20 protein-coding genes and 5 pseudogenes are annotated in these 23,364 nt (G+C 72.3%); 7 read left to right on the top strand and 18 right to left on the bottom strand.

Annotated features, from left to right (window positions below; genetic code table 11):
• Window positions 1–14 precede the first annotated feature (14 nt).
• Window positions 15–338 (top strand): transposase, encoded by a 324-nt coding sequence (locus ACGFSC_RS13820; protein WP_359896591.1) that lies wholly within the window; start codon window positions 15–17, stop codon window positions 336–338.
• Window positions 339–399: 61 nt separating this feature from the next.
• Here ACGFSC_RS13820 and ACGFSC_RS13815 read toward each other — a convergent pair whose 3' ends face one another.
• Entirely contained in the window at window positions 400–549 is a 150-nt protein-coding gene (locus ACGFSC_RS13815; protein WP_359896589.1) for a hypothetical protein, read from the bottom strand.
• Between the two features lie 164 nt (window positions 550–713).
• On the opposite strand from ACGFSC_RS13815, the gene ACGFSC_RS13810 reads away from it, so the two are divergent.
• A complete protein-coding gene (locus ACGFSC_RS13810; RefSeq protein ID WP_359896588.1) occupies window positions 714–1,442 on the top strand; it encodes an HAD-IA family hydrolase in 729 nt (242 codons plus the stop codon).
• Between the two features lie 317 nt (window positions 1,443–1,759).
• Here the strand turns inward: ACGFSC_RS13810 and ACGFSC_RS13805 are convergent.
• Window positions 1,760–1,861, bottom strand: a pseudogene (locus ACGFSC_RS13805) (transposase); the annotation flags it as partial.
• A 656-nt stretch (window positions 1,862–2,517) separates the two neighbouring features.
• Here ACGFSC_RS13805 and ACGFSC_RS13800 point away from each other — a divergent pair.
• Window positions 2,518–2,931 carry a hypothetical protein gene (locus tag ACGFSC_RS13800; RefSeq protein ID WP_359896586.1) on the top strand — a complete coding sequence of 138 codons (414 nt, stop codon included), beginning with the start codon at window positions 2,518–2,520 and terminating at the stop codon, window positions 2,929–2,931.
• Window positions 2,932–3,006: 75 nt separating this feature from the next.
• On the opposite strand, the gene ACGFSC_RS13795 is transcribed toward ACGFSC_RS13800, so the two are convergent.
• The 4 genes and pseudogenes from ACGFSC_RS13795 to ACGFSC_RS13780 form a co-directional block, all read right to left on the bottom strand.
• On the bottom strand, window positions 3,007–3,429 hold the full coding sequence (locus ACGFSC_RS13795; RefSeq protein WP_359896584.1) for an SMI1/KNR4 family protein: 423 nt from the start codon (window positions 3,427–3,429) through the stop codon (window positions 3,007–3,009).
• Between the two features lie 195 nt (window positions 3,430–3,624).
• Window positions 3,625–4,516: pseudogene (locus tag ACGFSC_RS13790) on the bottom strand (glycosyltransferase family 2 protein).
• Between the two features lie 187 nt (window positions 4,517–4,703).
• On the bottom strand, window positions 4,704–5,042 hold the full coding sequence (locus ACGFSC_RS13785; protein ID WP_359896583.1) for a hypothetical protein: 339 nt from the start codon (window positions 5,040–5,042) through the stop codon (window positions 4,704–4,706).
• A 201-nt stretch (window positions 5,043–5,243) separates the two neighbouring features.
• On the bottom strand, window positions 5,244–6,806 hold the full coding sequence (locus tag ACGFSC_RS13780) for a hypothetical protein (RefSeq protein WP_359896580.1): 1,563 nt from the start codon (window positions 6,804–6,806) through the stop codon (window positions 5,244–5,246).
• Between the two features lie 484 nt (window positions 6,807–7,290).
• Here ACGFSC_RS13780 and ACGFSC_RS13775 point away from each other — a divergent pair.
• Window positions 7,291–7,434, top strand: a pseudogene (locus tag ACGFSC_RS13775) (IS5/IS1182 family transposase); the annotation flags it as partial.
• Window positions 7,435–7,761: 327 nt separating this feature from the next.
• Complete coding sequence (locus tag ACGFSC_RS13770) at window positions 7,762–8,151, top strand: hypothetical protein (protein WP_359896579.1); 390 nt, start codon at window positions 7,762–7,764, stop codon at window positions 8,149–8,151.
• Window positions 8,152–8,347: 196 nt separating this feature from the next.
• Here ACGFSC_RS13770 and ACGFSC_RS13765 read toward each other — a convergent pair whose 3' ends face one another.
• A complete protein-coding gene (locus tag ACGFSC_RS13765) occupies window positions 8,348–8,725 on the bottom strand; it encodes a nuclear transport factor 2 family protein (RefSeq protein WP_359896578.1) in 378 nt (125 codons plus the stop codon).
• Between the two features lie 216 nt (window positions 8,726–8,941).
• Between ACGFSC_RS13765 and ACGFSC_RS13760 the strand changes: the two genes are divergently transcribed.
• Both ACGFSC_RS13760 and ACGFSC_RS13755 read left to right on the top strand, forming a co-directional pair.
• On the top strand, window positions 8,942–9,076 hold the full coding sequence (locus ACGFSC_RS13760) for a hypothetical protein (RefSeq protein ID WP_392863242.1): 135 nt from the start codon (window positions 8,942–8,944) through the stop codon (window positions 9,074–9,076).
• Between the two features lie 102 nt (window positions 9,077–9,178).
• On the top strand, window positions 9,179–10,231 hold the full coding sequence (locus tag ACGFSC_RS13755) for a hypothetical protein (RefSeq protein ID WP_359896577.1): 1,053 nt from the start codon (window positions 9,179–9,181) through the stop codon (window positions 10,229–10,231).
• A 525-nt stretch (window positions 10,232–10,756) separates the two neighbouring features.
• Here ACGFSC_RS13755 and ACGFSC_RS13750 read toward each other — a convergent pair.
• The 11 genes and pseudogenes from ACGFSC_RS13750 to ACGFSC_RS13700 form a co-directional block, all read right to left on the bottom strand.
• The gene (locus ACGFSC_RS13750) at window positions 10,757–11,962 is read right to left on the bottom strand and encodes a cytochrome P450 (RefSeq protein WP_359896575.1); all 1,206 of its coding nucleotides are present in this window, start codon (window positions 11,960–11,962) and stop codon (window positions 10,757–10,759) included.
• A gap of 90 nt (window positions 11,963–12,052) precedes the next feature.
• The gene (locus tag ACGFSC_RS13745; RefSeq protein WP_359896573.1) at window positions 12,053–12,271 is read right to left on the bottom strand and encodes a ferredoxin; all 219 of its coding nucleotides are present in this window, start codon (window positions 12,269–12,271) and stop codon (window positions 12,053–12,055) included.
• Window positions 12,272–12,489: 218 nt separating this feature from the next.
• Window positions 12,490–12,786 (bottom strand): annotated as a pseudogene (locus ACGFSC_RS13740) (ATP-dependent DNA ligase); the annotation flags it as partial.
• Between the two features lie 62 nt (window positions 12,787–12,848).
• A pseudogene (locus tag ACGFSC_RS13735) lies at window positions 12,849–13,304 on the bottom strand (transposase); the annotation flags it as partial.
• 54 nt (window positions 13,305–13,358) lie between these two features.
• Window positions 13,359–15,347: a hypothetical protein gene (locus ACGFSC_RS13730; RefSeq protein WP_359896571.1), complete on the bottom strand. Its 1,989-nt coding sequence runs from the start codon at window positions 15,345–15,347 to the stop codon at window positions 13,359–13,361.
• A gap of 73 nt (window positions 15,348–15,420) precedes the next feature.
• Entirely contained in the window at window positions 15,421–15,948 is a 528-nt protein-coding gene (locus ACGFSC_RS13725; RefSeq protein ID WP_359896569.1) for a hypothetical protein, read from the bottom strand.
• A 12-nt stretch (window positions 15,949–15,960) separates the two neighbouring features.
• Window positions 15,961–17,697, bottom strand: a complete 1,737-nt coding sequence (locus ACGFSC_RS13720; RefSeq protein WP_359896567.1) for a type IV secretory system conjugative DNA transfer family protein — start codon at window positions 17,695–17,697, stop codon at window positions 15,961–15,963.
• The gene (locus tag ACGFSC_RS13715) at window positions 17,694–19,223 is read right to left on the bottom strand and encodes a type VI secretion protein (protein WP_359896566.1); all 1,530 of its coding nucleotides are present in this window, start codon (window positions 19,221–19,223) and stop codon (window positions 17,694–17,696) included. Before ACGFSC_RS13715 ends, ACGFSC_RS13720 begins: the two co-directional genes overlap by 4 nt.
• Window positions 19,223–20,752 (bottom strand): SCO6880 family protein, encoded by a 1,530-nt coding sequence (locus ACGFSC_RS13710; protein WP_359896564.1) that lies wholly within the window; start codon window positions 20,750–20,752, stop codon window positions 19,223–19,225. Before ACGFSC_RS13710 ends, ACGFSC_RS13715 begins: the two co-directional genes overlap by 1 nt.
• On the bottom strand, window positions 20,749–22,653 hold the full coding sequence (locus ACGFSC_RS13705; RefSeq protein ID WP_359896562.1) for a hypothetical protein: 1,905 nt from the start codon (window positions 22,651–22,653) through the stop codon (window positions 20,749–20,751). Before ACGFSC_RS13705 ends, ACGFSC_RS13710 begins: the two co-directional genes overlap by 4 nt.
• Entirely contained in the window at window positions 22,637–23,362 is a 726-nt protein-coding gene (locus ACGFSC_RS13700) for a hypothetical protein (RefSeq protein ID WP_359896561.1), read from the bottom strand. Before ACGFSC_RS13700 ends, ACGFSC_RS13705 begins: the two co-directional genes overlap by 17 nt.
• Window positions 23,363–23,364 lie beyond the last annotated feature (2 nt).

The raw sequence follows: 23,364 nt of genomic DNA, 5'->3' as shown, positions 1-23,364 counted from the left end.
TCCGGCCGGGGGAGGTGACCGGCCGGGACCTGCAGGTCCGCGTCCGCACCGAGCAGCAGACACCCGATCGGAAGGCCCGCTACGCGGTCCGCTCCGGTAGCGAGGGCATCATCGACGAGTTCGCCCACGGACACGGCATGCGCCGCTGGCGCTACCGAGGCCGGCCGAAAGCCCACCCGCAGCACGTACGCACAGCCATCGCCGTGCACATCGAACGGCCCAGCGGCCGGCCAGGCGGTGGCGAAGCCCCGTCACCGGGACCGCCGACCGCCTTCCGGACCTTCCTGGACGAGAACGGCGTACCCCGGCCGAAGTCCTGGCGGACCCTTGGTACTTGAGCCCGATCAACCAAGATCCTCGACAGGGTCGAACCAGGAGGGCTCACGCCTTCGGGACGGCTCACGCGTTCCACAGCTCGGCGAGCAGCGCCTGCACGAGGGGGTTCGAGCTCGTGGGATGCGCGCAGAAGTAGTTCGTGAACTGCACCGCGATGTTCTTCGCCTCCGTGCGGATCGCCGGGGGTCGTAACGCGCGTACTTGTAGACCCACATGACGTAGAGCGTCGCGCGAGCGAAGCCGCTGCCGGGTTCGAAGGTCGCGTCCATGCCGGGCGGCTCATGAGTATGGTCATCGACCACAGCACCATCTGCTCATGCACGGCGGGGCAGCGAATCGGTCTCGTCCTCGCGTGATCGCCAACGAAAGAGCAACCGATGCAACCGATTGTCCTATTCGACCTGGACGGCCTTCTGATCGACTCCGAGCCGATCTGGGACGCGGCAAAGCGTGAAGTGTTCGGTCCGCTTGGCCTGCACCTCACAACGGAGATGCAGGCGGCGACGCGCGGGCTGCGGCAAAGGGACATGGTGGCCTACTGGTTCGATCGGGCCACCATTCAAGCCGACCCCGACGACGTCGAGCAGCAGATCGTGGCCGCCGTGTGCCGTGGGCTGGAGGCAGTGGCGCTGAAACCCGGCGCCGAACACGCCGTCGCGGCGTGCGCGCGTGCATCGAGGGCGATGGCCGTCGTGTCATCTTCGCCGGAGTCGGTGATTCGGCATGCGCTCGCGAGCACCGGCCTTGACCGATCTTTCGATGCCGTGTTTTCGGCCGAAGACGACGAACACGGCAAACCCCACCCGGGCGCCTATCTCCGCGCGGCCGCCGCCCTCGGCGCGTCACCCGACGAATGCATTGTGATCGAGGACTCGCTCAACGGCGTCCTCGCCGGCGTGTCAGCCCGGATGACGGTCGTCGCCGTTCCCGAGGCCGCTGATCGCTGCGATCCTCGCTTTGCGATTGCCACGCTGGTACTGGAGTCCCTCAAGGATCTCGACACCTCTGTATTCGGCGCGTATGTGTCCGGGGGGAGCCGGGACGCCACGTGGGCATCGCGTGCTGCGGATCCTCGACCGTTCCGCGAACCAGATCGTGCAGTATGACGCCCTCGATCGTGGGTCCGGGCCTTCACGGGTGAAGGCCCGGACCCACCCCGGGACGGTTCACGCTCGCCGCCGGGCCAGCCGGCGGCTCATGAGTATCGTCATCGACCACAGCACCATCTGCTCATGCACGGCGGGCAGCGTGCGTTCCACCACCCAGCGTCCGGGCAGCACCACGAACCCCGAGGCGTCGTCGCTGCGCTTGACGATTCTCCAGAGCGAGCCCCAGTTGCTGCTTCGTCCAGCCGACCAGGCGACCCGCGTGGCCGCCGTTGGCCCACACCAGGACGATCCTGCGATAGCGGGCCCGGACACGTTCCAGCAGCGGCGTCCCGGTCCGTCACGTTCGCCGCGGTGACCATCACGGCCAGCAGCAGCCCCAGGCAGTCGACCACGATGTGCCGCTTGCGCCCCGGCACCGGCAGCCGACTTCCATCCCTGCATGCGGCACTGGTGGACCAGGTCCTGCAGCCAGTGCATGGACCAGTAGCCGTATTCACGGCGCTGCGAGCGTGCGAGCAGGCACCGCTGGAACTCTGCTCTCAGCAGTGGCGACAGGCCGCGCAAGCTCAGCTGACCAGGACGGAAAGCGGCTCTGGCGTTCTCGCACCAGGCCCGGAAGGCCGCTTCGTCGTCGTAGGCGAGCGGCACCGTCTTGCCTCGATCCGATCGGACGTGCCATCGCTTGATGGCGGGCCTGGCACCGCCGGGTCTGCCCGCCGATGTGTAGCGCAGGGCGTGACTGAAGCACAGGCCCAGCGGGTTGTGAGCCCACAGGTGGCAGACGGACGCGGCGCACCGGCCGAAGCTGTGGAACGGCTTCTCCAGCGCGCACCACACACCGAAGTCCGGGCTGTCGGCCGTGGCTTCGTTCACGTGAAGTAGCAGCGATTGGGCAGCACTTTGGGCAGCAGCTGGCGATCTTGAGTGCTGTGAATGTTCACCAGAGATGACGCCATCCCCCGGCGATGGGGATCGCCGGAGCACTCGCCAGTGCGCAGAAGCACAACTGGTCAACGTGCAGAGTGAGCCGGGGTCCTGATGGCTGCCCTTCGCTGTTCGAGATGATGGGGCTGTGAATCTCCGTTACTTCAATCAGACCGGCTGGATCGCGATCTTCAACGGAACCGAGACTGAGATCGGTCGCATGGTGCGTGTGGAGGGCTGGGACCAGGCCACCAGGGCGGCGCTGGTGGTCGACCGGCAGCGAGGAGCCCTTCGTCCGGTGACGGACTATGAGGACTTCTCCCATCTGGAGCCGGCCGACCAGGTCGTCGCCGCGGTGCCCGGCGGAGGATGGCGGGCTCACTGGACGGACCAGGGTCCCGGCGGAACCGCGCTGACCGAGCAGGTCCTCGCGTGGCTGATCACGTCGAACGGGCGGGCAACGGCTATCACGGTCGACGCGTACGGCCATGTCGAGGACGCCGACAGCGCAGACACCTTCATCCCACCGGGTGAGGAGCTTGGGCCGCCGAAGGGGCGGTGACGGTCCTCCGCCCGGAAGGTGGAGGACCGTCACCGCTGATGAGGATCCGCGACAACGGGCCCGGGATCGCTTCGGTTACTCCCGGTACCAGTCGTCTCCGCCGACGCGCAGCGAACGCCCGAGGTAGTCACGCAGGTTGTTGGCCACCCACCTACGGCTGTCGCTCTCGTGTTCCCAGACGAACACGTCCGGGCGCTGCGGCTTCTGCACGAAGGCGAACTGATCACCGCCCCCGTTGTCGCCGAAGAACATGAGGGCGTCGAAGGGCATGTAGAGCTGGGCGAAGGTCTCATCGGACCAGAAGCGGAGGTTCTGCTCGACGATCTGATCGATGGTCCAGACCGTGTCCACGTGAGCGTGGCCGAGCACCCCGTTGCTCTCCAGCAGCAGTTGTTCGAGGTCCGTTGGCAGAGCTCGCCCGAGCCGCCTCTCGGCCTCGACGATGTCGGACGCCGTGACCGGCTCCCGAAGCCCTGCATCAGGAAAGACTTCCTGCACCGACTGTCTCCACATGGCCGCGAGCTTAGCCAACGGCGACGTCGTTCCTGGTGGACAACCACAGCGCCCAAGATCACCAACTGCTGCCCATTCCGCTGACCAATCGCTGCTTCTTCAGGTGAACGAAGCCAACGGCCGGACCGGAAGACCGGAATCACCGACGGATCCGGGGCTGGGACACGAGCGAGCCGGGGGTCACAGGACCGGGGGACGCCCCGCCCGGGTCAGGCGCCACACCGTGGCCCACGAGATCGGCCGGCGCTCGCCGTGCCCGCCGCGCAGCCCCTCCCGCAGCCCGGCGAACCAGGTGCGCAACGCGGCGCGGTCGCGCCGCATGCGGATCGCCGTGATGACGATCCAGGACGTGATGTAGACCGGGACGAGCGGTACGGGCAGGCGACGGTAGGCGACCCAGGCCCGGTTGCGGGCGACCAGGCGCAGGTAGAGGGCGTGGCGGGCGGGGTTGCTGGCGGGGTGGTGGACGATGATCTCCGGGGCGTAGAAGCCGGTGCGGCCCTGGTCCCAGATCCTCATCGCGAGGTCGAAGCCCTCGTGGTACAGGAAGAAGCGGCCCGGCCAGTGCCCGGGCACGCTCGAAGTCCGCCCGGCGGATCAGCACGATGCCCTCGGCCATCGCGGTGACGGTGCCGGGCCGGCTCGGATCGCCGGCCCGCAGCCGGGGCACCCAGCGGCGCACGGTGACGCCGGTGTCGGGGTCGGCGATGCGCGGCTGGACATAGGCGGCCTCGGGGTGGCGGCGGGCCTGCTCGACGAGCCGGGCCAGGACATCGCGCTCGGGCAGGATGGCGTCGTTGTCGAAGAAGAAGAGGAACTCCGCCTCGTCGGGCCCGGCGAGGCTGTCGGCTCCGACGTTGCGGCCCTCGGGGATCCCGAGGTTCTCCGGCACGGTGACGACGGTGACGCCGTCAGGCACGTAGTCCGGTTCGCAGCCGTTGCCGACGATGACCGCGCGCAGGTCGACCCCCTCCTGGGCGAGGAGCGAGGCCATCGCCCGCGGGAACTCCTCGGGGCGATCGTTCATGGTGAGGACCACCGCGTCGACGGTGGGCTTCGGGCTGCTGGTCATACGTCTCCGGGGCATGGACGGCGGATCGGATGCGATGCTCGATCAGATCACACAGGTCGGTGGCCGCCTGCGCGGCGGTCCGGTGGGTGCCGTTGGGAACGACGGGCCGGCCGTGCCGGGAGGCGAGGCGGCGCAGGCGGGTGGCGATGTGGCTCGGTGAACTCGCCGTACTCCTGCGCGTCCCGGGTCAGGACCTCGCGCGGCCGAGCACCGCGTCCGGGCAGCCCGCGGCCACGGCCGGGGCGACCTGGGCGTGGACGATGGAGTGGTACTGCGATGCTGCTGCCAGGCTCAGGTGCTCCCAGCCGGCTTCGGTGGCAGTCGGCGAGCGGATGAGCTGATTGACGGCGCGCACCGGGGCGGCGTGCGCCCGGTCTCCGGTCGGCCGGGCGTGATCGAGGCGGCGGACGGGGTGCCCCGCGCTGCGCAGCACGGCAACCGGCTGTTCGGTGATGGCGCTCCTGCCGCTCCCGTCGGCGCCTTCGAGGACGGTGAGCAGGCCGGGCTGGTCGGGCTGGTCGGCCACGCTGCTCCTTCTTCGCGTCCTCGCGAGGCCCCACCCCAAGGCGCTGACCGCTCTCACGAAGCACTGCCGGCCGTCAGCGGCTGTGCGGAGAGCCGGACCGACGGAGCCACTGAAGAAGTGCCATCGCCCGGGGCGGGAAGTCGGCCCCGTCGGCTCCCCGCCCCGGGCGATGGGTGGCGGCTTTCGGTCCGCCGTGCCTGTCTACGGAAGGACGGCCCAGCGCTGGGTCTTGTTCGTGCTCCTCGCCTGCTGGACGGTCGCATTGGTGCTCGTGGTGCTGAGGGCGAGGCCGGTCGCCTGACAGGTGAAGGTCAGGGTGCCGCTGTCGTTCTGGGTGACCGTCCACTTCTGCTTCGGGTCCGCGGGGTCGAACGTCTGGGCGGCGACCTCGTTGTACTGCCCGAAGGACGTGAGGGCCCGCGGGGTGGGACAGCCGTCGGAGATCCGCACCGTGCCGTCCGCGTTGGCGTCCAGCTTCCAGCGCTGCTCGGGGACGGACGTGTCGTAGGCGGTCATGTCGGTCCGGGAGCTGGAGCCCACCCAGCACGGGTCCACCCGCCTCAGCGCGAGGTTGTTGCCGTTGGTGAGGCCGTGGTACTTGCCGTCGCCGACGACCGTCACAGCGTAGTGAATGGTGTGTCGGGCCGGTTGGTCGAGTGCCGTGCCCGTGGTGGCGAGCGGCGGGTTGGCGGCGGGCCGGACGTTCCTGTAGTACTCGGCGAAGCTGGCCGGGCTGTTCCCGGTCAACGCCTTGATGGTGCCCGCCCAGCCGCCGTCGACCTGCCGCCAGAGGTCGAGCAGCGAGCCGGTCACGTTTCCGGACACCTGGTCCCCGGTGTCCCAGCCGCCACCGTAGACGTAGGCGCTGCTGCTCCCGTCCGCCCAGACGTACCGGTTGTCGCCGAGCAGGTAGGCGGCGGTGGCGCTGGCGAAGCCCTCGACCCACGCGCAGGGGCGGGAGCTGGCCGCCCAGGCGAAGTTCGGGTTGCTGCAGATGCTGTTGGGCGGCATGGCGCCGTTGTAGAGACGCTCCATCAGGAAGTGGCCGCCCTCGTGCAGGACGACGTGCTCGGCGTCGGGGTCGGCGTCGGGGAGGTAGACCGTCTTGTCGAGGTACAGCGGCCCGTCGGTCGAACCGGGGTACCACTTGACGGTGAGCTCGGTGCAGGCCGAGTTGTTCGGCTCGTGCGTGCTCCAGCACAGGCTGACCGGGTTGATGCGGTTCCACCACAGCAGGTTGAGGGTGTCGAAGGCGTGCCAGGCCCGCGAGGTCTGGGCCGAGGGCTTCAGGACACCGAGGGAGGTGCTCGCGGAGACGTTCTCCCGGACCGGCGAGTCCAGGCTGTACGTGGTGCCGTTGGCGTCCGCGGTCCTCCACAGCCGGGAGCTCTCGGCGTCGAACCGCACCCACATGCTGCTCATGGTCGTCGTGGTGGTGGGGGTGTAGCAGAGGTTGTAGGAGCCGTCGAGGTACGAGGTGTAGTCGTAGGTCACGTTGACGTTGAGCCGGCGCGCGGGGTCGGTGGGCTTCTCGCGGCCCCACAGCTGGATGTTGGCGTTGCGGACGGGCCTGGTCCGGGTGGGCTTGGACGGGCCCTCCTCGGCCGACTGGTAGTCGAAGAGGAGCTGGCCGCTCAGACAGATCGGGTTCGCGGCGGCGGCCACGGCGGGGGGCGCCACGAGCGGGACGGCTGCCACGGCGGCGAGGAGTGCGGTGCCGAGCGTGGCGATGCGGGTCAGGCGCGTGCGCAGGGGTATGGCCATCGCGGTCCTTTCATGGGGCTTCGTCGGTGTCCGGTGCGAACTCCCGGCGTACACGGCGACGGCGGCGGGCGGGGCGTGGACAAGCGGACCGACGCCGTCGTGCGTAGGTGATCGTTCCGGTTAGCATGTCCATGATCGGCGTGCGGTCCGGCTCGCGGAAGGAGCGCGCGGGAGCATGCGCCAGGCGCACGGCCACAGCCGTCCCATCGTGTCGCTCGGGCAACCAGTTCTTGCTCTGTGCGGGCCGGGCCCTCGGGCACGTATTCGGGCATCATCAATGTGCACGATTCACCTTCGCGGCGGGTCATCCGGTAGACCGTGGTGCGCGACGCGAGCGCAATTGACGGATGCGGAGCGGGTGTTGATCGAGCCGTACGTGCCGATCGGCGAGTACGGCCCGTACCCGGAGCGGCTGCGGCAGCAGTTCGAGGGCGTGATTCGGCGATTCCGGACGGACGGACGGGCGGGCAGTGGCGGGAGATGCCTGCGCAAACGCCGTATCAAGGCGGTCATCCCGGAGAAGAGGGGCCAGAGCGCCAACCGGAAGAAGAAGGGCCGCCAGGGCGGCCGGCCTGTCAGCCACGACGTCGAGTTCTGCACAGAGCGCAACACCGTCGAGCGCCTGATGTGCGCCACGAGGCGCCTTGCTGCGTCCCCGGCTCAGTCGGGAGGAATTGGAGGGACATTCCTGGGCCTGATGGCTCACCTGGATCCGAAAGGTGATGGGGACCAGAGCATGCCGGACAATCAGTGACCGGGCTCGGTTGCCAGGGACGGTGCCGAGGTGGTGGCCGGGCGGCACAGCGCCAGGTCGGGATGCTCCTTCGGCATGTCGTCGGTCGTCGCACAGAGTGCTGTCGCGAGGGTGTCCACGTCGGTCGTCGCAAAACGATCTTGGATACCCTCGTTCTCGTCTCCGCAGGCACCCCTTGGACCACGCCACCAGGAGGAACCAGTGTCACACCCGCAACTGCTCACCCCCGCGGAGAGGCTCGCCGACGCGAAGAAGCTGTTGAGCCTCCCGCGTATCGTCGTGATCTGCGGCTCCACCCGCTTCATGACCGAGATGAACGAGGCCGATCTGCGGGAAACCAAAGCCGGCAGGATTGTCGTCAAACCGGCCTGTGACATGAAGTCGCCGCACGAACTCTGGTCCGATCCTGTCGAGGCCGAGGCGCTGAAGGTTCGACTCGACGATCTGCACCGGGCGAAGATCCGGCTCGCTGATGAGGTGCTCGTAGTCGGCGACTACATCGGAGACAGCACCCGAGCCGAAATCGCCTACGCCCGGTCGCTGGGCAAGCCCGTGCGGTTCACGCACCCCGAAGTCGACCCTGACGCCTGACCGCCCGCTGCCACCTCGACAACCAGGGCCGGCAGCCCGCCGCCTGACCGTCTCGCGGTGGCTTCGGCCGCCGCCCACCCCACCGCAGGCATCCCTTGGGCAGGCGTGCCTTGGCCGCGCTCTCGTGGTAGAACGCGTCGGTGGTCCAGGCCGGCAAGGGACAAGTGCACGAGAAGGACAGAGACAGAAGGGCGACTCAGGAGGGGGACGGCTCGATCTCCCCCGCAAAGACGATGACCTGGTCGATGAGGCTCCGCCGCAGATGGACGACGTCCGTTCCCGCAAGGCGGGGGCCTCCGTCCGGCGTGGTGAAGACCCACTGGTACCGGGCCCACTCGTCAGGCATGTCCACCGCCGAGCAGCGCGCCATCGTGCCGGTCCCCGCCGGGTGGCGCCGGATGTCCAGCACGAACTGCTCGACCGCCGCGATTCCTTCGCTGCGGCCCAACGGCCCCCAGAAGACCACGTCCGAGGTCAGGGCCTGGGAGAGCAGGGCAGTCACATAGCTGTCGTCCGAGGCGTTGAACGCGGAGATGAACGTGTCGATCGCGGAGCGTGCCGTCTCTTCCTGCATGTCCCAGTAATACCAGCCGTTGCGCGTGCGCTCGTCCCGTTCGCCGCCTTCCGATCACGGTGGACCGTCCCGGTCACAGCACTTGCTGATCGTCTCGGAATGACTTTCGAGGGCACCGGAGGCAGATGATGCTGCAGGCGAGGTCGAGTAGTCCTTGGTGGAGGTCGGCGCGTCGCTCGTAGCGGGTGCGGAGGCGCTTGAACTGGTGGAGCCAGTGTGATCGAGCGCACCGTGGCCCGGCTGAACGGATTCCGCCGACTCCACCGCCGCTACGAGGTCAAGGTCGACCACTTCGCCGCCTTCGCCGGCATCGCCGCAGCCGTCATCTGCTACCGCCGACACTCCAAATAAGATGTCTTCCAAGTTGATGTTCCTTGCAGGCCGATTGTGCCGGTGACCGTACGCAGCATGGGGGTTGGGATGGGCGCCGGAGTCGGAGGCAGGGAGAGCTGGTTGCTGGAGCCGCTGGTGGGGGTGGGGCCGCTGCGATTCGGGATGTCTCCCGAACAGGTGAACGTGGCGCTGGGCGAGGACGCTCCGGACGGCGTCCTCAGCGGCGGTCTGCGGTCGTGGAACCGGTACCGCCAGCACGGAGTGAGCGCGATCTTCGGACCGCGGGAGCAACTGGTGGCCGTGGGGATCAATGCGAATCGCGGGCCGCTGGTGCTGTTGGAGGGTGTGGTGCTGGTCGGCCGGGCGCCTTCCGAGGTGCGCGCGGACATCAGCCACCTGGCGCTGCGGCGCGGGGTGACGCAAGTGCCGAACGCCGAAGGGGAGCAGGACGTGCCGGCGTGGGGTGTCTCGGTGGGTGCGGTCCAGCAGTGGCTGCCGGATGCCGAGGGCTTCCAGCAGCGGCAGGATGCCATGATCACCGACCTGCTGGTGACCGCGCCCGGCCTGGCCGAGGACCCGTACGGCGACGTGAACGTGGCCAGTTGGCGCAGCAACTCCCGGCGCCCCGACCCCGAACCGGGGCCATGGACGGTACGGCCCGAGCGGGACCGGCCGCAGTGGGGGTGTGTGCCGCTGGAGCGGGTGGGGCCGCTTCGGTTCGAGATGACGCCGGAGCAGGTGTCGGCTGCCCTGGGCGGGGAGACGGCATCCTCGCACCGCACCTACCATCCCTTCCCCGCAGGCACCCCCTGGGCGGCCCAGGGCGACCCTGCGGAGGAGCGGCTGACCGAGGAACGGTTCGAGGCCGCCGGCGTCCGCGCGCACTACCGGGGGTGGGAGCAAGGCCGCGGCCCGCTCCTTGCCGCGGTCACCGCCCTTGGGCGATCCGGCCCCCAGGTCCTCCTCGACGGCATCCCGCTCGTCGGCCGGCCGGTCACCGCCGTCGAAGCCGACATCGGCAGGTACCTCACGGACAACGACCTCGGCCTGCGGTTTCCCGTCAGCGGGGACACGGAGATATACAGCCTCGGCGTGTGGGTGCGTGCCGCCCGTGTCGGTGACGCCGCCATCAGCGAGGCCCGGCTCGGGGCAGAGCAGTGGTACGAGGAGTGATCTGGCCTCCCTTGCTGATGGCCCTGGGAACGGCTCGAACCACGGCACGCTACGGCAGCCGCGTCCCAAGCGGCAGGGGCCGCGCACGCATCACTCTTGTCGAAGCGCTCGAAGCGCGGCATACAGCAAGACGTCTCGCTCGGCCCCTGCCAGAGCTGATCCAACTCCCAGCCCTCAACACCTATTAGGCCTGCAGCAACGGCCCGTGCCGCGCCTACCTGCGCAGGCGCGGCATCCGGCACACGATCCCGGAGAAGGCGGACAGTCAGGCCGCCCGCCTGCGCAAAGGCTCACGCGGCGGGTGCCCACCGGCCTTCGACGAGAAGCGGTAGCAAGAAGCGCAACACCGTCGAACGGGCCGTCAACAAGCCCAAGCACACCCGAGCGGTCGCAAACCGATACGACAAGCGCGGATACGTCCACCTCGGCACCGTCACCGCAGCCGCTCTCGTCATCCGGCTCCGCACATGATCGCCCGGACAGCTCCGCCCGGTACTCCGGTGAGAGTCCTCCATTGGGCCCCGCTCACCAGGTCACCGGCAGTGACCGCATCCCGTAGATGAACGACTCGGTACGGAACTCGCGCTCGCCGGCCGGCCGCAGCCCCGGCAGCCGGCGGAACAGCGTCTCCAGGGCGATCTGGAGTTCGGCGCGGGCCAGCGGCTGGCCCAGGCACTGGTGCACGCCGAAGCCGAACGCCAGGTGCCGCCGGGCGTCCCGGTACAGGTCCAGCTCGTCCGTCGCCCGATGGCCGGCGCCGCCGAACACCGCCTCGTCCCGGTTGGCGGTGGAGAGCATCGCCATCACGCCCTCCCCGGCCCGGACGGTGACGCCGCCCAGCTCCACGTCCTCCAGCGCCACCCGGGGCAGGCCGGTGTGCACGATGGTCAGCAGCCGCAACAGCTCCTCCACCGCGCCCGGCAGGGTGGCCGGGTCGGCCAGGCCGGGGATCTGCTCGGGGTGCTCCAGCAGCAGCGCGGTCGACAGCGCGATCATGTTCGCGGTCGTCTCGTGCCCGGCGACCAGCAGCAGCACGCCCATGGCGGCCGCGTCGTCCGGGGTCAGGTCGTCCCGCGCCGCGAGTCGGCTGAGGACGTCGTCCTCCGGCTGTGCGCGCTTGCGGGCCGTCAGGTCGCGCAGGTAGTCCAGGACCTCCTCCTGGGCCTCCCGGAGCTGCTCCACGGTGCTCTCCTGGTTGAGCATCGTGCGGCTCAGGCGCTGGAAGCGGTCGTGGTCCTCGTACGGCACGCCGAGCAGCAGGCAGATCACCAGCGACGGCACCGGCAGCGCGAAGTCGGTGACCAGGTCGGCCGTGGTCCGGCCCGCGGTCATCCGGTCCAGTGCCTCGTCCACGATCCGCTGGATCTCCGGGCGCAGCGCCTCCACCCGCTTGACCAGGAATTCCCCGGTGAGCATGCGGCGCTGGCGGGCGTGCTCGGGGTCGTCGAGCCGCAGGAAGTCCGGATTGTCGGTGATCAGCTCGCGAGCGCCGGCGACCAGCAGCGGGAAGGCCGGGTGGCGTATGTCGGCACTGAACCGGCGGTCGGACAGCACGGTGCGGACCTCGGCGATGCCGGTGACCAGCCAGCAGAGGTCGCCGTCGGGCAGCTCGGCCCTGGTCACCGGCCCGGTGGCGGCGGCCTCGGAGTACGCGGGCGGCGGGCCGAACGGGCAGCCGCCGGAGTGCCGGGCCGGCAGCGGGAGGACGGGGGTGGTGGGTGCGGTGGTCAAGGCGGGGGTCTCCTCACGTCGCGGGTGTTCTCGTGGGGTTCGGGGCCCGGGAAGGTTCCCGGCGGCCTGCGGGGCCGGCGGCGGGGTCCGTCAGGCCCCGGTCCGCGCGGGCTCGTCCCCGGTGACGGTGATCGCCCGGCCCGGGCAGAGCTCGGAGGCGAGCCTGACGTCGTCGAACTGCTCGGGCAGCAGGACGGTCTGACGGAGTCTCACGAGACTGTCCCGGTCGTCCTGGTCGAAGACCGCGGGGGCGTTCATCACGCACATGCCGGAGCTGCAGCAACGGTCCCGGTCGACGCTCACCTGCATGTCGGGCACCTTTCGCCAGGGCGGCGCCGGCTGCCCGGCGGCCGCCTCTCGTTGTCACGGTCAAACTAGCCGTCACCGGTCCGTTTACGGACGGGTACGGTGGCCGGACCGAGAACGGCTGATTCGGCCCCTGCGTGTGAACCCTCATTGCGGCACGATGCGTTTCAACCCGCGGTACTTCGCCGGACGGGTCGGCGGACCCGGCCGCGCGGACGGCCTCACAAGCCTTCGGCGGTGGCCAACTCCCGTACGGAGGACACCGTGTCGGCCTCGGCGGCGCTCCTGTCCGGCCGGTAGCGCACCACCCGGGCGAACCGCAGGGCCGGCCCGGCGGGGTAGCGGGGGCTGCGCTGGAGCCCGTCGAAGGCGACCTCGACGACCAGTTCCGGCCGGACCAGCACCGTCCGGGCGTCCCGCCCGGTCTCCCGGGCGAGCGTCCGGTCGGTCAGCCCCTTGAAGGTCTTGCCGAGCATCGCCCACGGGCCGAGCCCCGGCTCGCCGGCCGCCCGGCTGCCCGGGCGGCCGGGCGGTCGGCGAGGCCCTCGGACGGTCCCGAGGCGGTCTCACCACCAAGACATCTCATGTCGCTGGCGGTCAACTCGGGGGTGGCGGCGTCCGTTCGGGCGTGCCTGGAGTCGAGGCCCAGCGCGTCGGCGCCGTGGAACGCCTGGAGGGCGGCCGGGTAGTACTCGCGCAGGTGGGAGCGGAGTCTGCTGACCATCTGGGTCTTCTCCCAGACCGCGTCCTGGTGGGCACGGGCCAGGACCGCGACGGCCTGGACGAGTTCGCTGTTGGTGGGCAGTGGCCGGTGGGTGGCCATGTCGGTGCGGAGGATGTTGGCCAGGACGCGGGCGTCGGCGGCGTCCGACTTGGCCGGGGCGACGCTGCTGCGGTCGCGGTAGTGCGCGGCGGCCAGCGGGTTGATCGCGCAGACGTTGCGCCCGGTGGCCCGCAGGGCGGCGACCAGCAGGCCGCGCGGGGTCTCGATCGCCACTGGTATGGGCTCCTCGGGACTGTCGCCGTGGCGGGCCAGCCTGCTCCAGCAGGGCGGTACGCTCCGGGCCGCGGTGCTGGTGGACAAGCCGGATCAGCTCCAGGAAGGAGCGCTCGGCCTCGCCGAGGGCGACGTGCCCTGCCGCAAGGGTTCGGCGAGCCGCAGCGCCGCCGCCCGGTGCGCCGGCGTCGCCGGTGTGCCGGCCCCGGAGGGCAGCGTGATGCCGGCGGTGGCGGCCAGTCGGCCCGCGTGGACGGCGGCGGCCAGGGCGAGGGCGTCCAGGGAAGCGAGGTCGCCGGGCCGGAAGCGGTCGCAGGCGCGAGCGGCTTCGGCGAGAGCCCTCGCCCTCTCCGCGACGTGGTGGAAGGCCCGGGCTGCCACGGCGGGGCCGCCAGGGAGATCGACCGGGGGAAGGCTCCTCCAGGACGCCCTCAACGCGGCCACCCGGGGGTGCCGGGAGCCGTGCAGGTGGCCGCCCATCTCGGTCGCCGTCCACGCGCTGAGCGCGTCCGCGACCAGCATGGAGCCGCCGCTCGCGCCCTGCCCGGTCGCGTACGGGGCGTGCCGGACGGCGGGCGGGGGCGGCGTGAGGCCGGCGGCGGGCGCGACCCGGCGGGTGTGCTCGTCCGCGGCCCGCGTGACGGCGTCCAGCACCGCCACGTCGGCGCTGCGGAACCGGCGGGCGGCGCGGGCGGCGTCGGCCAGGGTGCCGGCCGCCCGCGCCAGCCGGGCGTAGGCGCGCGCCACCGACGCCGGTTCGACGCCGGGGCGTGGGATCCCCTGCCAGGCCCTGCGGAGCGCGGCGACGCGCGGGTGGGCGGAGCGCGCCAGCCGACGGCCCATCGGTGTGCCGGCCCAGGCCGCGAAGGCCGCGGCGACCCGGTCGGCCCCGTCGGCCAGCACCGCGCGCCGGTCGGCCCGCTCCGCCTCGGCCACCGCCGCGACCTCGGCGTCGAGCGCGGCCAGGCGCCGGGCGGTGGCACGGTCGACGGGACGCCCGAGGACCCGTGCGGCCAGCGTTCCGGCCCGCCGGGACAGGGTGCGCAGCGCGGTCCAGGCGGGCGTGCCGCCGTAGCCGCGGGTGGTGAGGTCGTGGGCGAGGTCGGCCGCGAGGCGGGCGACCGACCGGCAGGCCGCGGCGCAGATCCCCCGCAGGAGCCGGGTGGCCCGGTACTCGCCGTCGGCGAGCACGGTCTGCTGCCCGACGGCCTCCTTGACGGCGGCCCAGGCCCCGACGGCTGCCGCCTGGACCGACTGGACCTGTGCCCACTGGGGCAGCGCCAGCCACCACTCCGCGCGGGCCCGTACGGTCTCGATGGCGGAGGTGAGTTCGGCGAGGGCCTGCTCGGGCGGGAGCCCGGCGTGCGCCGCGTCGTCCGGGGCGGGCTCGTGCCGGACGTCCGGCGGGGCCGCGGTCAGCACACCGAGGCGCTCCCGCAGGAGCGCGGCCTGTTCCTGCGGCATGTCGGTGGTGAGCGCCAGCGCGTCGGACAGCCATCCGTCGTCGGAGGAACGGGACTTCGCGGCAGTGGCCCCGTCGTCCTCGGCCTCGGCCCGGGCCATGCCGTCGTCGTCGGGCCCCGCGTCCAGGCCGTGCAGGGCCGCCTCGGCCTCGGCCCGCTCGCGTTCGCGTTCCCACCGCTCGTTGTCGCGGACCTGGACGTCCCAGAGGTCGCCTTCCTTGACGAGCTGTTCGTAGAGCGAGGTCGGGGCGTTCGGTCCGGTCATCGCGCGGTAGGCGTCATGGGGCCGGAACGCCCCGCCGCTGGTCATGAGCTCCTCGGACTCCTCGCCGCGGTGGACCCAGAGCGACTCCTCCTCGGTTCCGCGCCGGTAGGCGCGCACGTAGGTGCTCTCGCCGACCCGTCGGGACTCGACGACCTCGTACGCCGGGTCGCCGAAGACGCTGTAGAGCGGCTCCGCGGGCGGCTGTCGAAGTGCGGCGCCCCGTTGCGCGGAGGCGGGCCCCCGGACGGTCCCGCCGGTCGTGGACGGTGGTGGGGCGGGGCCGTCGGCCGCGGCGTCCTGCGGCGTGAGCCGCTCCCGTGCATCTGTGTCGGGTTCGGCGGGCTCGGGTGGCATCAGGTCCTCCTCGGGGTCGGCCGGCTTCCACCGGACCTCGGCGGGTGGGCGGGGTGTCGTCGGATCCGGCGCACTACAGCGGCGGCTCGTCGGTGCTCAGCTCCGCCGCCAGGGCCGGGCTGGGGTGCTCGCGCTCGCGGGTGCCGAGGCCGCCGGGCTCCTCCAGCCACTGCCGCAGGGTCTCCTCGTCCGGCCCGCCCCAGGGCCGGGCGACCGGGTCGGCGTGCCTGTTGGCGCACTTCGCCCGGCGGGTGGTCGGGAGGAGGTTGTTCGCCGTGATCAGCCAGTCCGCCTCGGCGGTGTCGCGGCCAGGGCTGGGGCAGGTGTAGGAGCGGACCCATCCGATCTGCAGCGCGAGGAGGACCTCGATGACGTCCTCGTGCCGGTGCCAGCAGGCGGGCACCGAGGCGCGGGCCTCCGGGTTGACCTCCACCAGCCAGCGCAGCCAGTGCCCGAGCTCCTCCAGCCGGGAGCGCCGCTCCTGCGGCTCCATGTCGCGCAGGACGATCCGCGGCACGGGCGCGGGGTCGGGCTCGGGGACGTCCGTCCACGGATCGGCCGGGTACAGGCCGTCGGTCGGCTCGGTGCGGGTCTCGGACACGGGGTGCTCTCCTCAGGACTTGGTCAGCGGGACCGGGGGTGTCGTGGGTGAATGCTGCGGCCGCGGCGGGACCACCACCGGCGCGGGGCCCGCCGCGGCCGTCGGCTCGGGTTTCCCGGCCAGGAGCCCGATCAGGTCCGGGTCGGCGTACGTCCGACGCAGCTTCACCTGGACCGGGCGCTGGTTGCCGTAGACGGCGATCGCGGTGAAGTCGGGCAGTTCCCGCAGCACGTGGGTGGGCGCGAGGTCGGTCTCGACCAGCTGCTCGGAGGTGGACGCGCCGCCGCCTCCCCTGCTGGTCGACCTCCTCGTCACCAGGGCCCGGCCGAGGAGGTTGGTGAAGGCCCGCAGCGTCTCCGGGTCGGCGTTGCCGGGCAGCAGCATGCGCAGGCCGCTCGCGTTCATGACGGTGTTGGCGGCCTCGCGGCCGAGCACGCCGATCAGCTGGCTGAGGTCGTGCCACACGGTCAGGGCGACGATGCCGATGCCGCGTCCGACGGTCAGCAGTCTCGGCAGGGCCTTGTAGCGGAAGCAGTTGCCGGCCTCGTCGATGACGAGGCCGAGCGCGGGGTCGAGGGGGCGGCCGGTGCGCTGGTAGCGGGCCTGGGCGGCGTGCACGATGCTCGCGGTGATCGCGGTCAGCAGCGGCGCGAAGCGTTCGCCGTCGGCCTCGCTGGCGATCAGGCAGACGGTGCCGCACCGGTCGAGGACCTCCTCGGCGGTGAAGTCGCTGGCCGCGGCGGTGGCCCGGACCTCCTCGTCCGCGTAGACCTTGGTGATCACGCCGAGGGTGAACTTGATGCTCCCGACGCCGTCGGGGTGCAGGGCGAACGCGGCGGCGTAGTCGTCCGCGACATCGGGGTGGCCGCCGTCGACCAGGACCTCGCGGACCTCGTCCACGGCGTCCTCGGCGAGCGCGAGCCAGCGTCTGAACGTGGTGATGTCCCCGCCGGCGAGGTTGGCGGCCAGCAGCACGCCCTTGACGACGGCCTTGGCCTGGTCGACCCAGGGGCCGGACCGCGGATCGCCCGCGGTGGAGGCGGCGTCGGCCAGCCAGGTGGCCATCCGGTCGGCGGCCTTGGCGTCCGCGCAGTAGTCGACCGGCGACCAGCGGGCGGTCGGGCGGTCGGGCAGGCCGGCCGGGGCGACGACGTACACCGGTCCCAGGGCCGCCCGCCGCGCGTACACCACGTCGAGGTCGGCCGCCTTGACGGTGGTCATCACGCAGGGGCCGTACCACTCGGCGGCGATCGGCAGCACCAGTCCGGTGGTCTTGCTGCTGCCGGGCAGGCCGAACACGGTCGCGGAGATGTTCTCCTTGGCGGCGAGGATCCAGTTCCGGCGGGCCTTGCTGCGGCCGAAGGCCATGCGGTTGCGACGCCGGTCGGGTTCCTCCGGTACCCGGAGCCGGCGTTCGGTCGCCCGGCCGCCCCAGCGGGCGCCGTCCGCGCCGGGGTCGGTGCCGCGGCGCATCCACAGCCACGTCCCGCCCGCGACCGGGCTGGCCCAGATCAGTACCAGCAGCGGCCACCACAGCCAGCCCGGCGGTGCCGGGGCGAAGGCCGCGGCCGGCCCGCGCAGCGGCCAGGTGACGGCGGCGAGGCCGGCGCCGCCGACCAGGCGGCAGGAGTGCCCGGTGAGCAGGGCGGCGGCCCGGGCGGCGATCAGGCCGGAGGCCAGCAGCCACAGCACCGCGGTGCCGAGCACGGTCGCGGCCCAGGTCGGCTCGGAGCGCTGGTCGCTCGTCACAGGGCCATCCGCTCGTCCGTGTGGTACAGCTCCTTCTCCTTCTCGGTGAGGTGGAGCTGGACCGGGAAGGCGCCGGAGCGGCCGGGCATCCACAGGCCCCGGCCGGCGTGCGCGCGGCCCCAGCCGGAGATGAGCTCGACCTGCGGGTCGGTGAGGCCGACCGCGTCCCGGATCGGCCCCAGGGCCTTGGCGTCCTGAGCCATCGTGATCTTCGTGTCGAACGAGGAGACCATGTGCTGGGCGATCATCGCCGCCTCGCTCCCGGCCGCGCCGACCGCCTCGAAGTCGCTCAACCTGTGGGTGGCGGCGAGGTCGAAGACGCCGTCGGCCCGGTGCAGGCGCAGGTCGCTGTCCAGCTTGCGGATCACCGTGGCGCCGCCGACCTGGAGCGCCCGCCACAGCTCGTCCCTGACGACCAGGCGCTGGGGCCCGTCGGGCTGGTCGATCGCGGCCTGGGTCCAGCTGGAGATGCACATCATGATCATGGCGACGGTCTCGTCGCCGTAGGCGCGGGTGCGGGAGATGTCGATGCTGACCATCGGCGCCGACCAGTCGATGCGGCTGGGGGAGGTCTCCGCGGTGCTGAACAGGTCGCCGACGTGCCCGTCGAGCATGGTGGCCAGCGCGGCCCGGGACGCCCTGGTCGCCTCCCGGGTGGCCTGGATGTCCTCGCCCCGGATCCGCAGCTCGCGCGCCATCTCGGTGGTCGGGTCGCGCAGGGCGGCGTGCACGGCGCGCAGGGTCGGGGTGGCCAGGACGGTGGTGCCCCTCAGCTGGCCGGTGACCTCCTTGATCGCGGCGGAGATCGCCTCCGTCTCCTCCGGCGTCAGCGGGCGGCGCATCTGCAGCTCCAGCAGCGTGCACAGCAGGCTCAGGCGGCGCCGGTGGATCTCCGTGAGGCGCTCGCGCCACTCCACCGGGTCGGTGACGCGCTCCAGGCCGTCGCCGAGCGAGCCGGCGTCCAAGGGGTTGATGCGCCCGGGCAGCCCGGGGCCGAGCTCCAGCGGCTCGCACCCCAGCCAGCGGCACACCCGCCCGTACTCGCCCTTCACGTCACCGGCGATCAGGACCTTCACGCCGAACGCCGCCAGCCGTGTGGACAGGGCCTTGATGAGCGCGCTCTTCCCGGCTCCCATGGTGCCGGTGACCAGGACGGCGGGGTTGGAGACGATCTTGTGCTGGACCCACGCGCCCGGGTGCATGGAGAACTGCCGGCCGGTCAGGATGTCGTGGCCGATGTAGGCACCGACCGGAGGCAGGGCCGAGCCGCCCCCGAAGGGGTAGAGGCCGGAGACGTTGTGGGTGTCGCAGCGGTGGACCTCCGGGGCCGCGACCCGTACGGCCCTTCCGGCGTGGGGGCCGGGCCACCCCAGGAGCGGCGTCGGCGGTGCGGCGGCGGGGCGCCGCGGTGCCCGCCGTCCGCGCTGGGCGGGAACCGGCGCCGGCCCGGTCGTCAGGACGTCCGGCAGGCCGATCGAGGACAGGTCGGTGTCCCCGCGGCGCATCCAGTCGCTCAGGCGGCCCATCAGATCACCGCCCGCCGCTTGACCGGCAGACCCAGCCCGAGCGGCAGCGTCGCCGCGAAACCCGAGTCCTGCGCGGCGTAGAGCTCGCGCAGGCGAAGGCCGGAGGTGTACGCGTCGCGCTTCAGCCGGGCGGTCGCCAACGGCAGCTCCTCGGGCTCGTCGACCGTCACGGTGACCACGCCGCTGAAGCGCGCGATGCCGTGGCCAGCCGTGCGGGCGTGGTCCTGGTCCTGGGTGTCGACCAGCGCCTTGCGCTCGTCCAGGGACTCGATCCGCCCGCCCCGTGCGCGCACCCGGCGCTTGACGTCGGCCTTGGTGCGCTCGCGGCTCAGCGTGGCCCGGGCGGTGCGGGCACCGAGGCACTCGTAGGTGAGCGAGACACTCCGCCGGGCGTTGCCGGAGGGGCTCATCAGCGGGGTCAGCACGCTCGCGTACACCCGGCCCTCGGGCCAGCCGTAGACCTCGAAGCTCGCCGACACGCCGCTGTCGTGCCGGTAGCGGCTCCAGTGCTGCTCGGCCGCGGCGGGGCCGGCGGCCGACTCGTCCACCCCCGGCGGTGTGCCCGCCCACCCGGGTGCGCAGGCGGCCGCCGCGTGGGCGGCGAGCACGGGCACCTCGCCCGGGTCGTAGGCGGTGCGGATCACCTCGACGATCTGGCCGACGGTCAGCGTGGCGACGACCTGGAGGTCGGCGGCGGCGATCGCACCCTGCATCGCGAGCAGCTCGCGCACCAGGACGGCCGTCGCCCCCAGGGTGCCGCCGCCCGAGCTCCTGATGTCCTGGCGGACCCGGGACGCGGCCAGGGTGACGGTCAGGTAGGTGCGGCGGGTGGACGCCGCGGGCGCCGCCTCCGCGGCGAGAGCGGTGACCAGGTCGTGGGCTGCGGCGGGCGCACCCCGGTCGAGGTGGCCGGTCGTCCACGCCATCAGCGCGGTGCCGTCCTCGGGAGCGGACCGGTCGGTGACCGAGATCCGCACGATCGGCCCACCCTCGACGCAGTGCCCCCGGAGGAAACCGCCCCAGCCGGAGACCCGGGCGTTCACCCGGGCCGTGTCGGCGAGCGCGATCCCGGGGTAGCGCACCTCCATGATCGCCGAGTAGTGGCCCTGCAGCGGGTCGTGGACGACGCCGATCTCCCGGCCGGCCCCGGTGGGAACCGTCAGGAACTCCAGGCGGGCCAGCACGCCGGGCAGGTCCGTGCGCCGCGACCCGTCGGCTCGCCGGGGCGCGAACGCGCCGCTGAAGAACATCGTCTGCCTCCTGACGACAGCAATCTGGAATCGGACCGTGAGTACCGCCCACTCCGCCGCGGTCAGGCCGTACACCCGCAGGTAGACCGCCGCGAGCAGCAGCAGCGCGACCGGCACGGCGACGATCTCGCCCGCCCACGCGTGGGTGTAGACCGGCAGCATCGCGACCAGGCCCGCGCCGGCGACCGTCACCAGTCCGCTCAGGCTCAGCTCGCCCAGGTACGGGCTGCGCTCGCGCTGCCAGCCGCCGTACGTCGCCGGCTCCTCGGGGGACGTCACGGCCCCTCACCTCCTGATGGCGGGTCGGCCGGCAGGGGCGGGACCGGTGCCGGGGTCGGGTGGGCGGCGGCCGTCGGGCCGTTCGTCGGGCCGTTCGTCGGGCCGGGCTGCGGGGCAGCCGGCGGTGCGGGGGCGCCCGCCGCGCGCGCCAGGGGCGGTCGCGGCGTGCTGGCAGCCGGAAGAGGCGGGGCCGCAGTCGTGCCGGAGTGCGCGGCCGAAGACCGGGCGGCGGGGGCCGGACCGGTCGAGGCAGCGGCTGGGGCCCTTGCGGTGCCCGGCGACCCGGCGGGCGCGGATGCCTCGCCCGAACGGCTGGGCGGGAGGTTGACGGAACCGCCCATGTCGCGCCCGGAGCCGAGCCCGGCGTGCGCGGCCATCGCGTCCAGACCGCCGGAGGCCAGCTCGGTGCCCGCCTTCACGCCCTGGGCGGCCATCAGCCCGGCCATCACCGCGCGGCCCGCCGAGGAGCGTCGGCCGTCGTCCGCCCTGCGCCGGTCGGCGTCGTCCGACTCCACCGCCCTGGCCAGCGCCGGCCCCGGCGGTGCCGCGCCGCTCCCGGACGGAACCCCGCCGCCACGGCCCCAGATCGCCGAGGCCGCGGTGCCGCCGACCGCGCCGATGATGCCGCTCGCGACCGACCCGCCGCTGGAACCCCCGCCGGCGAACGGCATGAAGCGGGCGGTCACCGGCCAGGCGACGGCACCGACACCGACGACCAGCAGGCCCCCGACCACGCCCGTGACGGTGGTGGCCGCACCGACCATGCCCTGCCCGATCAGCAAGGTGATCACGACGACCGGCTTGATCATGACGATCGAGTACACGGCCTTGCGGGCGGTCGGCGCCCACTGTCGGGTGAACTCGCTGATCGCCCCGGCCGCCGACACCGGGAACGCCACGACGAGGAGGTCGAGGGCGTCGTGCCGGAAGATGAACTCGATCCACATCAGCCCGGCGACCAGCGATCCGACGACGCCCAGCACCAGCAGCCAACCGACTTCGGAGACGGTGTCCATCCCGGCGAACAGGCCGCTGACACGGGCGACGAACTGGTCGGTGGTCAGGCCGGAGGAGCGGATCATCCAGTTGGAGACGTCGTCGGCGGCCCAGATCAGGGTCTGGGTCACGGTGTACATGGCCGCGCAGCTCAGCCCCCACTCGACCAGGCCCGTGACCGCCGTGGCGATCCCCTTGCCCTCGTGCGAGACGCAGGTGCGGGTGACCTCCACGCACAGCAGGATCGTGGCGATGACGGCGGACAACTGGAGCATCAGGGCGAGGGTGTCCGAGATCCCGTCCGCGTCCAGGTCCACGACGGACCCCTCCAGCACCGTCTTGGCCATCTCCCCGAGCACCCACTTCGCCGCACTGGCGAAGGTGCGGGCGAGGCGGCTGGTCCCCTCATCGGCGATCGCGGCGCCGGGGTTCTTCAGGGCGGCGCCGAGGCCACCCTCAGGTTCGGTCCCACAGTGGGCGGCGCCGGGATTCTCCTTGCACCAGGTGGCCATCTCCTTGTCGGCGTTCTCGCAGTAGACCTCCATCCCGGGCAGGGGCAGGAGATCGGCGTCGCAGTACTTGTGCTTGAAGGTCGCGTACACGCAGGTCGAGAGCGGGTCGTCCCTCAGCCCGAGCGTCCGGCAGCCCTCCTTGTCCAGTGGCACGCAGCCACCGCGAGCGTCCATCTGCTCCGCCGGGGGCTTCGGTTGCAGACCGGCGGCGGTCAGCTTCTCGGGCTGCCCGACGGGCCGGGTGTGCGCGGGGCAGGGTGTTCCGGCGGTGGCTCCCGAGACGGGAACCGGTGGCGGCGCGGCGGCGAACGCGGCAACGGGCCCGGCCAGTGCGGCCAGGAGGAGCACCAACACCAGCACCGCGCGCCGCAGGCCACTAGTGCTGATAGGCAACGGGCCTCCAGCCGGCAGCGTCGGCTTGCGCGGTACCCGGCTGGGCCACGACCGGGGTCTCCCGCATCTTCTTCGAGGTGAGCCTCCAGTCGTCGCCGTCCCACACCACCGGGGCCGCGACAGCGAAGACACCAGTGCCGTGCTGGATGCCGCCGACGGTGGGTGTCTGGGTGGTCAGCAGCCACACGTCGACGGCGTCGGCGCTCACCGACTCGGTCTGGTAGGCGCGGACCTGGAAGGCGATGAAGTCCGAGCCGGTGCTGCCTCCGGCCTCGGGAAGGCCGAGCAGGCGTCGCCAGTCCCGGGCGTCCGCGATAGCCAGCGAGGTCAGCTTGAAGAACTCCTCGTCGTTATGGCGGGCCATCACCATCATCTGCCCGGGCACCGCGTCGGGGCTCAGCAGGTCGCGGGCCTCGGTGTAGTGGGCGGCCGCGGACACGGCACCGGCCATGGTGTGGGGGTAGCCGATCGGGATGCCCTTCTCGACCCGGGCGGGCGCGGGCAGCGGCACCGCCGCCACCACCGTGGACGGGCTCGCGGACGGCGGCGCGGCGGCGGCCGAGGCGCTGGCAGCAGTGCCGCCCCGCGGTTCGGGCTCGGCCTGCCAGACCAGGACGGCGACCGCGCCCGTGACGGCGGCCGCCGCCAGGGCCGCCCCGGTGACGAGCGTGCGCAGGGCCCGGCGTCGGCGGAACTCGACGGAGTCCACTC

Source organism: Kitasatospora sp. NPDC048715 (genome assembly GCF_043198905.1).
GTDB lineage: Bacteria > Actinomycetota > Actinomycetes > Streptomycetales > Streptomycetaceae > Kitasatospora > Kitasatospora lactacystinica.
Note: the sequence above shows the minus strand (reverse complement) of the source record. Positions and strands in the feature narration are given on the sequence as shown.

Excerpts from the sequence above, each read along its gene's own strand:
- ACGFSC_RS13810 (WP_359896588.1), top strand. The coding sequence starts at position 714 with ATGCAACCGATTGTCCTATTCGACCTGGACGGCCTTCTGATCGACTCC.
- ACGFSC_RS13780 (WP_359896580.1), bottom strand. The coding sequence starts at position 6,806 with ATGGCCATACCCCTGCGCACGCGCCTGACCCGCATCGCCACGCTCGGC.
- ACGFSC_RS13765 (WP_359896578.1), bottom strand. The coding sequence starts at position 8,725 with ATGCAGGAAGAGACGGCACGCTCCGCGATCGACACGTTCATCTCCGCG.
- ACGFSC_RS13745 (WP_359896573.1), bottom strand. The coding sequence starts at position 12,271 with ATGCAGGTGAGCGTCGACCGGGACCGTTGCTGCAGCTCCGGCATGTGC.
- ACGFSC_RS13730 (WP_359896571.1), bottom strand. The coding sequence starts at position 15,347 with ATGCCACCCGAGCCCGCCGAACCCGACACAGATGCACGGGAGCGGCTC.
- ACGFSC_RS13715 (WP_359896566.1), bottom strand. The coding sequence starts at position 19,223 with ATGGGCCGCCTGAGCGACTGGATGCGCCGCGGGGACACCGACCTGTCC.